Source organism: Streptococcus sp. SO2 (genome assembly GCF_030440025.1).
The window spans coordinates 1-11,604 of record NZ_JAQFJH010000026.1; the positions used below are offsets into that span (position 1 = coordinate 1).

Genomic DNA, 11,604 nt, shown 5'->3' on the forward strand with positions numbered 1-11,604 from the left:
AATCTTCCAATTACTCCCGTTCTTTTCAAGTACCAAATCAAATTGAGATACCTGCGTTGCTTTGGTCTGCTGGTCGATATACTCCACTGTCAGCGATACCGTGACTTGATTATCCTTACGATTGTGAATAGGATTTACCAGTTCTTGAAAGATGTACTCTTTTCCGATTGGTTTTAATATCCCGTCATTCACATAGTAGGAAAGTTCACTGGCTGTCGCTGTAGGATAGAGCTTGAAGAACGTCGTTAAAAACTCATTGATTTCATTGGTTGTAATGGAATCAACCGTCCCCTCACTTTCAATGGCTTTTGGTTTATAACTTGATTTCTTAGGTATGTTGGTAATGGTCGGATTCTTAACCAGTACCATATTTCCAGAACCATCTACATAGACACTCACTATATAAGCAGAGTGGACGGTCTTTGTATTTTCTCCCTCTGTAATGAGCTGGTCTACACTGTAGGTTACATTAAACTCATTGTCGCCAGTTGGCTCTACCGTCCATATCTGAAATCCTCTTACAGAAGACGATACAGGAATATCTTTGCGTACTGTATCAACATTGAGAGCTTGAAGTTCATCTGTCAGATAGCCTTTTAGACTTTCCATTCGATTATCAATGGACTTATCGGATTGCTCCCATGAATAGTAGACTTTCGCAAAGTTCTCTACAAAATTTTCTACATGATGAGTATCAACGTATTCCTTTTCTATGATAGTTGTTTCGTGAATAGTATGAGTATCTATAGCTGTAAAGTGCTTGAATATCGCAAAGCTGAAACTAAGCCCTAAAAGTACCCACAAGGCAATCACAACCTTTTTATGAGGATTGACCTTATAGACACGAGGTTTCTTTTCCTTTGGTATCTGTTTTTCTTTATTCTGATTTTTTCTAAATTTCATCATTAAATCTTCCTTTCTCATTGTTTGATTCGTCCTGCTCCCACTAAATGCTGTTGCCAGTAGGGGCTTGTTAAGTCGGCATAACCGATTGGGTCGCCTGCATGAAACATACGGTTATTGCCAAGGTATATCCCAACATGAGTAATATAAGAGCCAGCGTTATAGGTAGAATGAAAGAAAACCAAATCGCCAGCTTGTGCTTCCGATAGTGGGATATGCTGGGTCACATCATATTGCTGTTGTGCGGTTCGTGGTAAGTTAATTCCAGCTTTTCCATACGTCCATTGTGTCAGTCCGCTACAATCAAAAGAAGTAGTCGGGGAAGCTCCACCGTAAACGTATCGCCAGCCCTCATATTTCAGTGCTTCGTCCATGATGGCTTGTACCGTATCATCATCAAACTCTGTTGTGACAAGATACTGCGTTACCAGTTGCACATAAAACATATTGCCATAGTTGTATCGCCAGCCCCCATTGATAGGTATGGCTATGGGATTGGGGTAAGACACTTTTTCGCCACCTGAATACTCTTTTGAGAAACTTTGAGCCAGTTCAAAGGTATATTTATTTCCACGATTAGCCACATACCCTAAGAAACCACCACCATAATTGTAGGACTGGATAACCGATTCTAAATCTACACTGAGCCTTTCGCTACTGGCTAATAATTCACTGAAATACTTCACACCTTGCTTAATGGATTCTTCTGTACTCAATGAATTAGGTGGAAGACCGAGGGATTCCGAGGACTGCATAACATCTTCCGCAGTACCGCCCGATTCCACCTGTATAATCGCAAGAAGTATGTTGACATATTCTTCAACGCCATATTCTTTGGCATATTTTTCTACCATAGGCTTATGAGCCAGCACTTCTGCGGAAACATTCACACCTCCATAATGAATATTGGAAATTCCGCTGTCCTGTTCATCTGAAAATAAAATGGCAACAAACAGAAGCAGTGAGAAGACCATCAAGAATAATCCAGAACCACCAATCACTAAAGTTTTCAACTTCATGGTTTCTTACCGACTTTCTTAATGGTGGCGGTTTTGATTGGTGGTCTACTTCTTGTATTTTGTAGTGGTACTCTTTGAACAGTAGACGGACGTTCTTTTGTGATTGGACGTTGTGAAGTTCTATCTGCTGTAGTGGTTGAAGTTGCTGGCTTTTGAACGGTTTTTTCTTGAACGGTATTGCCTTGGCGTTCCACTTTTGGACTTGAAAAATCGGACTTAACTGCTGGACGCTCTTGTTTGGCTTGTTGAGATTCCTTATATGAAGTCTGAATATTAGACTGTTTTGAGGTCTGTTCATCATGATATTGTTCTTGTCTTGTAGTCGGTCTTTCATGAACAGAAGAAGCAGGCTGTTTTTTCTGTTTGACCTGTTCCATTTCAGAGCGACGCTTCGCAATGGTTTTTCGCCTTTGTTCCTGCTGTTCCTTGCGTCCACTGGCTCTGTCCGCTTTGGTTTGAGAAATACTACTGGTTAAATCACGGACATTCTCTTTTACTTTGGATTTTCCTTGATATACTGCATATCTTGCATTGGTCGGCAAATCTTTAACCTGTTCTTTCAAACCACTAGCAGTGTCTACCATTCTGTCTTTGGTATCAGCTACTGTACCGATGGTTTGACCGATACGTTTTCCAAGTGTTGATTTTTCCTTTCCGTCTGGTCGGGAGTGATCTGCTTGTGTCCTTGCAGAACTCCCCGAACCCGACTGTCCTTTTTTACCTGTAACAATGGCAGACCCAGCCCCTAGAGTAGTCATGGAACGTCCAAGTTTCCGCTGTAGACGGTGCATGTGAGCGTGCATAAGCATACGAGGTTTTCTCATCACACGACTTCCCACACTTTGAGAATCGTTACTCTGTAGAGAAAACATACTCATTAAATCGCCCAGCTTGAAGTAGATTCCTGCAAAGGTCACAATCTGTAGAAAAGCAATCAAAAAGAACGGATAACCAGCCGATAAGGTATAGAGCATGGTTGAAATACTAAATGCTGTCGTAATAATCAATGTGATTCCAGCTCGTGTCAAAATGGTATTAAAGAGCTTTGTTATGGCTCGTTTTGACATACCATCAAATGATGGAATCATGCTTAAAATAAAGCTCACAGGCAGAAACATAGCATAGATGATAAAAAGTACCTGCGAGAAAATCATGATTCCTGTTAATAGGAATACAAATATGGAAATCCCAATATTGAAGACAAATAGGAAGAAGACTGTACCTAAACGGTTAATGGTCTTTGTAATGGTTAGATTGGTATTGCTTCTGTCTTCAATTTCTTCCGCAACAATTTTTTCTCTGTCTTCGCCATTGTTGGAATCTGGGCTGGTGGAGAGCAGGCTTTCCACACGGTCAATACCGATACTTTCAATGTCTGAACTGTTGTATTGAAGCAGTAGCCACGGTTGCTGAACCTGTATGGAAAACAGGCTATCTCTGATTAAGTCCACGCTGTCCTTGCCTTGACTATCGGAATGGGGCATGACAATCTTCGTGCCAAGTGATAAACTGGCATTACTGATGTCTGATGAAAAGTCATTGATTTTTTTAATGTAGTCGGGAGCGTAGGCAATAAAGGAAGCCGATAGGATAAACACCAGCACAAAATTCATAATGGCATGAATTGCCTTTGTGGTTTCTCTCTTTATCAGTCCCGTATAGGCAACATAAACCCCAAGAACCAAAATCAAGAGTAAGAGGAATCCAACATAGAAACCCTCTGTTGAAAATCCGTTTGCACTCACACCAGCTAAGGTCTGCATATTCTTACCAATGGAATCTGCTGTAGCGGAAATGAAGTCTAAGGAATAGGCTTCCTGTACTAAGTAACCTGTCGCATTGGAAACATACAAACTGATTGTCCAAATAAAATTGGTAATGGCATATAGTCCATACATGACCTGTTTTCCAATCCCGTCCGACCAGTTCCACGGAAGCCAGCCCCAGCTATTATCCACATAAAAATCCAGTTGATAGTTTTCAAGTGGGTATCGGCTGTATTCATTTGCCACATTGACCGTATCATCTACCAAGCCCGCAGCTTGAACCACCGTTCCCAGCATGGCTAAAAGAAAAATGGCAATCACAAGTGTGAAAGCCACTGTCATTGCCACTTTACCTAGACGTTTCAGCGTCCAGTTTGATTTTATTCTGTTTACTATTGATGGTTTCACATTTACACCTCTTTTCGCACAGGTGGTCTGGTATCAAAGGCATGGAGCAGTTCTTCAAATACAGGGTGGAACTGTATCACACCGACACGACCATATAAATCACTGATAAGGCATTGCCCGTTTTCCAAATCACGCAATCGCTTCTGATTGTTTTCGTCCTCTGGGTCTACACCAAAAAAGGCTAAGGTCTTTTTAATCTCGTTAAGGTCAGTGGAACGAAATGCAAATTTTAAGCCGAGGTTATTTTTCAGTTTTTCATCTAAGAGGTCGTCTGTATTTTGGGTCACGAAATATACCCCAGCGTTCATAGCACGACCAGCCCGAACCAGCTTCATAGATAGTGTTTTTCCTTGTGCTACCTGTAAAAAGCTCCATGCTTCGTCTAAATCTACAATCTTGAAAATGCTTCGGTCTGTATGGATAAAGTCTAAAGCAAAGGTACTAATGACAATCAGCATAGCAACGGATAAAAGCTCCATAGTGGTATATTCCTCAAAGGAAGTTTCCTTGTCGGGAAGTACCAAGTCCGCAACCTGTATAATGTTCAGTTGTTTTTCTAAGCTGATAGACTGCTCCACATAACCATTACTGAATAATAAATGTGCAAAGTCATAGTCTGTAAAACTTTCGATATGGTCGGCTATACTGGTACTTAGTGGCGTATTCTCAACCCGTAATTCCTCAATCACTTTCATCAACCCTCGTACTTCACTATTGGTTACTGCACGAATGGCTTTTCTAAGGATTGGGAAGCGTTCCCCATCACGAGAGGAAATCCCCGTAAGGAATGTCAGAATATCAATAGCCAGTGATTCAGAATCTTTGGGATTTTTCATAATCACATAAGGGTCAAGTAAGCCTTTGTTTTTCTCATCAGAAGTCAGAGTGACGATATTGATTTCATGGGAAATCTCTGGCAAGGTTTCTTTCCATCTGCCACGTTCTGCTTTTGGGTCTACAATCACTGCTTGTGCCCCATAAAGCACCGCATAATAGACGATAAGGTTATTCGCAAAGGATTTACCACCACCCAGCGAACCAACAAAAGCCGACGCTAACGCATTGGTTACTGAACCCTTAACCCCTTGACTGGCAAGAGCAGGTTTCAGATAGACATTGCGTCCAGTATCTAAGCTGTAGCCAACATAAATCCCCTCATTTTCCCCCAGCATTTGAGTAGCACCAAAACCTAAACCAGCGAGGAAATCAGAGGTCACGTATTGAATATAATCATTCATATAACGCTTGCTGGCAGGTAAAAATTCTTCATGTAAGCCGAGCATATCCCCAAATGGTCGTACCAGTTTTACGCTTAAATCGTCATAAAAATCTTTCACTTCATTACAACGACGTTTGAGTTCGTCAAGATCATTTGCTGATACCCTTACCACATAAGACAGCTTGTACATAGATTCCTTGCTTTGGTCTAAATTGGTTTCCAGCTCATTCACACTTTCCAGAGCTTCCGCCACATTGGAGCTGGTTTCATTATCACTTTGCCAAGCGTGGTTATCCAAGTCTTTCAGTTCTTTCTTTTTATTGCGGACAGTAGATAGGGCTTTACGATTCGCTACAATTTCCACATTCATTGACGTATCAATCGGGAATGTAAATTGCTGTTGCTGGTAGTAGAAGATTTCAGAGGACGGGAAGTCCAGTTCTCCGACAATGCTGTTAATGGTAAAGTAAGCTACATAGACGGTTTCATCTTCCTGCTGGATTTTCAAATATCGCTGTTTTTCTTCCACCAAACAGCGAGTAGGCTTAATCAAGTCATAGTATTTAATCAGCGTTTCATTATCCAGCTTTTTCTTTGATAGATGGTACTCATACTCTTCATAGGCAGTGCCTGTCTGTCCGTAAAGGTGTTCAATCAGATAGCCGAAGTCGTCCTTATCTAACCTGCGGATTTTGAAACGACGAGAGATTTTATTTTCTAAGAGCTTTTCCATCTTCTGAAAACGCAGGATTTCATCATTACTCATACTAACAAAATCGCCCATCAGCTTATGGTTCACATCATAGACAAAATCAGACAAAGCATTTTTTGCTTCAACGGTAAGACTTTTCATAGAAAACTCCTGATCGTTGAGAAGCAACTTAAAGCCGATAAAGAAACGGTAGTTCACTTGATTTTCGCCAATCATGGATATTAAAGCGTCTGTCTGTTGGTCGATTTTGTCATAGGCAACCGCTTTGAGCTTGCCAGTGACTTCATTTTTGGAACGCTCTTGTGCAGAACGTATGCTGGATTCTGTACTGATTTGTAAAGCATGAATTTTGCCATCACGATTTTGTGCGATAAGCTGTCTGAAAGAATCATGCACTTGTATTTTCTGTTCTGGACTTAGAAATGAGTAATTGTAAGGAACAAGCTCATAGTAAGCATAACATTCCCCGTCTTTATTCCAGACGAGATTGTTTTCAATGTATTTAATTGGATATGCCATAAAATTCACTCCTAACTGCTGTAATGGCTTCTTGTGGCTGGTTTCTGCCAAGCGTTACTTTTTTTCCTGCATAGGTCAGCTTTGGTCGCAGTGCATAAGCAATGACAGACTTCAAAAATCCATAAGGCTTTTTACCATCAAAAGTTTTTGTAGACATAAACCATGTGAAAGCCACAGGAATCCCAAAGTATTTGAGAAATGCTCCCTCTATCATGGAAAGAGGGGGCAAGTTGCCAAGTATCATCACTGCAAAGAGTGACACGACAAACCATGTCATTTGCGTAAAGGTTATGGGAAACGGAAGTCTAAAATCATTGATAGAATACAGTACCTTTTCCACAGACCAGATACTGGTATAGCTTCGTATTTTCTTCATGTAATCAATCCTTTCATAAAAAATAGGGGTAGCTGATTGAGCCACCCCGTAAAATAGAAAATCTGCCAGTAGTAATGTACCGACAGATTTAATAGACGATTTCAAAAATCCCATGATTGGTTGAGATAAACGTTCCTGAAAGGTCTAAATCCCGACCATAGGCTTGATAATCAATATAGTTTTGAAGACTAGCTGGTACTTCGCCTAAAGCACCCGTTTCTTCAATGTAGTAGCGTGCCACGTCATACATATCATCACAATCGGAATGAATGATAATATCCTCTTGATGTTCGCTTAGTTCTTCAATGCTTGAAAAATGAGTGAGCAGAGCAGATAGCTCCGATTGTAATTCTTCGGGTAATTCCGATACCATTTCCCATAGTCGATTGAGTTCGCCAATGGAAGTGTATTCGTCAACCGTAAAGGGTAACTCGTAGTCATGAATGGCGTATTCCTCATATTCATCATTCAAGCCGATTTTCTCTTTGACTTCCTCAAAGTCAATGGGAAAGGTAAACCACGCACCGACCAATTCGCCCTCATTGTATTTGCCTAAATTCGCAATATAGACTTGCATATCGTCCATATATTCACGTCCTTTCTTTGTAGAGATTCAAAAATCCCTACCGCACTTCGTTTGGTGTACCATTCCTTTGCGGAACATAAGAAAACCACTTATATTCCACAAAAGAACGGTTTTATTTAAGCACCAATAATGCGATTGAATAGCTCTAGTAAAATGTCTTTTACTCCAGCAGCGTTGAAGACTAAGCCAACCGCAATAATCGCAATAATTAAAAAGCCAATCAGTTTGCTAAACTCACGCTTGAAGCCAAGATACAAGCCAATCACAACGATTGCTAAAAGCACCAGTGATTGAGCGTTTGATAGAAACCAGTTATAAAGGTTTTGTCCAAAATTCATAAAAATGTTCTCCTCTCTATATTCAATGAATTTGTATTTGAGTTATTTTTTTGTTGTTATCACGTCCTGTTCTTTTACTGACTGTTGCTTCAAAATCTGCTTGTGTCGGTCTGTCAGTTTCGCATGGTCGAGAATGTCTTTTACAACCTGCGTCTGGTTGATTTCATCAAGTTTAATCGCAACCTTTAAGGTCGGGGCAACTTGATGAGATAGCCAGTTCAGCGTCCTTTGGAAGGAGTAAGGCTCTGGTTTTGTGGTTAGTTTTAATCGTTCACGATTGTTCCCAATAAACCAAGCCCATTCTTCATTCAGTTTCCAATCAGAACGAGGTTTGGAATCGTCTTTATCTACAAAACGGATATACCGATTGATAATTTTAAAGGCGGTATGCTCTGGATTGTCATAGACGAGTAAATCACGGACTGCATAATAGGCACGCTCATTTTTCAATCGAATCTCAAAACGGTTTTTTACTTCTGCGTCTTCAATGGGAATATCATTTTTCTTGTACTGCTCGTAGTCCTTTTCATAGATACAGAAATAAACTTCACTTTGTAATGAACCGATATAGAGGGTGTTTCCCATACATTCCTTTTCCTCTTTGCGTACCAGTTCGCCACTGCGATAGCTTTTAAAACTGCGGAAGACGGAGATACATTCTTCCTGTTGGCACTTTTCAGTGAGTACAGGGATATTTAAAATCCCTGTCTTATCGTTAATGGCAAGGTCAAGGCGTTTCATCACACCGCCAGCCACCAAAACGTCCATAAAGAACTCATACCAGCTTCTTTGTTGTGCCAGAAGATAGCTTTCAAATTGTCTGCACCCACGACCTTTCAATTCCACCAGAACTCCTTTGTCCAGTTCATGGGAGCAAAGGACGAATATGTCGCCTAAAGCATAATGCTCTGAATAAGAATAGAAACCATAGTCCTCATGAAGAAAATAGGACAGTTTCAGTTGTAAGATGTTTTCGACCACCTGCTGTACGTCTGTTGTCGGAAAGCGAATTCTTACATAATCAAACAGCATTTCAAGGGGAGCGTCGGGATTGAAGCGTTCCAGAGCTTCCCAAAGGGACTGCTGTAAATCCTCTGATGGCTTGACTTTTCCTGTTTCAATATCGCTTAGATACTGCCTTGTAATACCAGTCGCAACAGCTAAACGGTTTTGAGATAGTCCATAAGCCAAGCGTTTTTCTTTTAAATGCTGTAACCAAGTTTGTTCATTCAGTAAAAATCCCTCCAATCAAAAAGGCGTATGTCAACTTTTAAAGCCCATTTGACATACGCTGAAATTTTGTAAATCCCTTGTAACCAAAGGATTTTCTAATGTTTTTTTGACTGTTTCCTGTCGATTTGTACCCCCCTGTTAGATACGGGGGGTTAAGTGCTGGCGTGGCTATTGCCACACCAGCCAGCAAGATCAGTCCACACCTGCGACTTCCGCTTCGCACGTCGCCTGCGTGGACTGTCTGCTGTTGGATAACTTTTTAATTTCCTCCAAGAAATCATATCCTTTTGGTACAAGGGGAGTATAAAACTCTGATATGACACTTGTTCCTACATCAACATAGCCACGACCTTTGATTCGCTTTAAGAAGAAATCCTTTTGTACGTCACTGCCAAACATCATGCCATAGCCCATTTCAGACATACGACCTAAAGCCACTCTGAAATTAAACTGATCACGGATTCCGTCGCCTAAATATTTTGCGTCTGGACGTTGACAAGCCAGTATTAGAAAGAAGCCAGCTTGACGACCTAACATGACAATCTGTTTCAGCTTATTCATAACTGCGGTGTTTTCTTTTGTTCCCAGCATTTCCATGAAAGCGACGTATTCATCAAAGATTAAGAAGTGTGCCGGGAGACCTAAGTAAGCATAATTTTTGCCAGTCTTATAGTTCTTCATCTGCTTCATTTCCTCACTACGTTTCATCATTTCTTCATAGAATGTTTCAATGCAAGAAAGCAAGTCTTCTTTTCTATAGTAGACATTTGCCATCACAGAACCTAAGTCCGCAAGATCAGCATTTTTCGGGTCAAGAATATACAGTTTTGAATCTGTATGAAGCAAGGCTTCAATCAGTGTCAGTATAAAGTAAGTTTTACCGCCACCTGTACCACCAGCAATCAACATATGAGGGAGCTTATCATATTCCCACCATACGTTTTTCATTAAGCGAAGTTTACCATCTTTAGCTTCTACTTCATCAATAGAAATACGACTGGCTATGGTGTCATAGAGCAAAGTATATTCCACATAGGAATCCTTTAACTCTTTATCCGTCAGCTCACAGTACAAGCCACTCTCTAATTTCTTTTCCAAGTGTAAGAGTTGGTCTTGATATTTTCCCAGCGTGATTTCCACCCGTATCTGTATCAAGCCATTTTTAAGTCGATAATACATTTTAGGGAAGTAGGTTATCTTTTCCTTTGTACGACCAGCACTATCTTTAAAGAAACCCTCTGTTTTGACCTGTTCAGATTCATACCACTTGTTTTCAAGTATCATCTTTGCCAGTTTTTGACGGTGGTAAAGTTGTTTAACCGTATCATAGCGAACCCGTTTGAATACAAACGCTACCAGCAAGCAGATAAGAATTGCGACACTGAAACTGATAATTAAATAGGGAATGTCAATCTTATCTGCTTGTGATAGGTTAAAATCCTGCCAGTTGATCTGCTGGATTGTCTTCACATGAAACAGTCCGACAACCAGCAGGAAAACAGGCAGGAGTGACGCTATCGTAAAATGAAAGACTAAATCTTTACCAGATGGGCGAATCCTTTTACCACGCTGTTTCATGCGAAAAAGTCTCCTTTCTACCTAGCGACTATTTGTCTTGTGTCGGTTCTTTCTTTGCTTGTGGTTGAGCTTTGAATGAACTAGAATCCTTTGTCAGCACAATATCGTCTGCCTTGATATACCAGTCAACATCTGCTCCTTGATAGGTGGCAGTAGCAACGGTGTCCGCAATGGGATTGATAAGTTCCACCCGTGCGTTATAATCAAACTCTTTCAAAGGCACGCTGGCAGGAATACTTACTTGAATCATGCGTCCTTGTCCTTTGGATTTTAAGTCATAGGTACGTTCCTTGATTTCATCTGAAACCGACCCGTCTTCATTTTGGATTCTCACTTCACGACGTAGAGCAGAGAATTTCAATTCTCCAAAAGTCGTGTCTTTATCTAATACAATGCCATTTGCTAATCTCATCATTTTTCCTCTCTTTCTTTATTCTTTTATCATGTCGTCAGCATGTAAAAGGTAATTTGTAAAACCACGAGTGCCGATTTTGTAGCCCTCTGCGGTAATACGTGGATTGACTAACTTCACACGTTCCTCAAAGCCGAAATGTTTTTCGCCAGCTTCAGCAGGAAGCACCACCACAATATCATCTGCTCTTTGAACATCAGAATAGAGATTATAGCTTCTTGATAAGACAGTTAGCCGTCCGTTGATTCTTCGCTGAACGACTTTATCCTCGCCAGCAAATTCTAAATTGCCGAATGTTTTTTCCATGTTGGGAATCACAAATTTAAGTTCCATATTTTTACCTATCCTTTCTTTTTTATTGGCTGAATGAATGTTTGATGGTCTTAAAGAGTGGGGAACGACCTTTTGATTCTTGATTTTTTGTTTTCATAAGTTCACTTCCTTTCAAAATCGGGTAAAAAAATAGACACCTCATTTTTTGAAGTGTCTACCTATTAAATATTCAAATTTTATTGGAAGTATCTTTATATCTTCA

The 11,604-nt window shown here is 40.4% G+C and carries 12 protein-coding genes; all 12 read right to left on the reverse strand.

The features are described from left to right. Positions 1–924, reverse strand: a 924-nt coding sequence (locus PCY17_RS11735) for a conjugal transfer protein (RefSeq protein WP_002323539.1), incomplete at its 3' end; no start/stop codon positions are given. Then, entirely contained in the window at positions 921–1,922 is a 1,002-nt protein-coding gene (locus PCY17_RS11740) for a lysozyme family protein (RefSeq protein WP_000769868.1), read from the reverse strand. The genes PCY17_RS11735 and PCY17_RS11740, both read right to left, overlap by 4 nt. Next, positions 1,919–4,096, reverse strand: coding sequence for a CD3337/EF1877 family mobilome membrane protein (locus tag PCY17_RS11745; protein WP_000804748.1), 2,178 nt, complete (start codon positions 4,094–4,096; stop codon positions 1,919–1,921). The genes PCY17_RS11740 and PCY17_RS11745 overlap by 4 nt, the downstream gene beginning before the upstream one ends. A gap of 2 nt (positions 4,097–4,098) precedes the next feature. After that, positions 4,099–6,546, reverse strand: a complete 2,448-nt coding sequence (locus PCY17_RS11750; RefSeq protein WP_000331160.1) for an ATP-binding protein — start codon at positions 6,544–6,546, stop codon at positions 4,099–4,101. Beyond that, positions 6,530–6,922 (reverse strand): conjugal transfer protein, encoded by a 393-nt coding sequence (locus tag PCY17_RS11755; protein ID WP_000723888.1) that lies wholly within the window; start codon positions 6,920–6,922, stop codon positions 6,530–6,532. The genes PCY17_RS11750 and PCY17_RS11755 overlap by 17 nt, the downstream gene beginning before the upstream one ends. A gap of 88 nt (positions 6,923–7,010) precedes the next feature. Further along, positions 7,011–7,508: an antirestriction protein ArdA gene (locus PCY17_RS11760; RefSeq protein ID WP_000342539.1), complete on the reverse strand. Its 498-nt coding sequence runs from the start codon at positions 7,506–7,508 to the stop codon at positions 7,011–7,013. A 116-nt stretch (positions 7,509–7,624) separates the two neighbouring features. Then, positions 7,625–7,846 (reverse strand): hypothetical protein, encoded by a 222-nt coding sequence (locus tag PCY17_RS11765; RefSeq protein WP_001009056.1) that lies wholly within the window; start codon positions 7,844–7,846, stop codon positions 7,625–7,627. Positions 7,847–7,888: 42 nt separating this feature from the next. Then, positions 7,889–9,094 carry a MobT family relaxase gene (mobT, locus tag PCY17_RS11770; protein ID WP_000398284.1) on the reverse strand — a complete coding sequence of 402 codons (1,206 nt, stop codon included), beginning with the start codon at positions 9,092–9,094 and terminating at the stop codon, positions 7,889–7,891. Between the two features lie 22 nt (positions 9,095–9,116). Further along, on the reverse strand, positions 9,117–9,269 hold the full coding sequence (locus PCY17_RS11775; protein WP_000879507.1) for a hypothetical protein: 153 nt from the start codon (positions 9,267–9,269) through the stop codon (positions 9,117–9,119). A gap of 2 nt (positions 9,270–9,271) precedes the next feature. Continuing rightward, the gene (locus tag PCY17_RS11780) at positions 9,272–10,657 is read right to left on the reverse strand and encodes an FtsK/SpoIIIE domain-containing protein (RefSeq protein WP_000813488.1); all 1,386 of its coding nucleotides are present in this window, start codon (positions 10,655–10,657) and stop codon (positions 9,272–9,274) included. A 28-nt stretch (positions 10,658–10,685) separates the two neighbouring features. Continuing rightward, positions 10,686–11,072 (reverse strand): YdcP family protein, encoded by a 387-nt coding sequence (locus tag PCY17_RS11785; protein ID WP_000985015.1) that lies wholly within the window; start codon positions 11,070–11,072, stop codon positions 10,686–10,688. Positions 11,073–11,087: 15 nt separating this feature from the next. Then, complete coding sequence (locus PCY17_RS11790) at positions 11,088–11,402, reverse strand: YdcP family protein (protein ID WP_000420682.1); 315 nt, start codon at positions 11,400–11,402, stop codon at positions 11,088–11,090. Between the last annotated feature and the right edge of the window lie 202 nt (positions 11,403–11,604).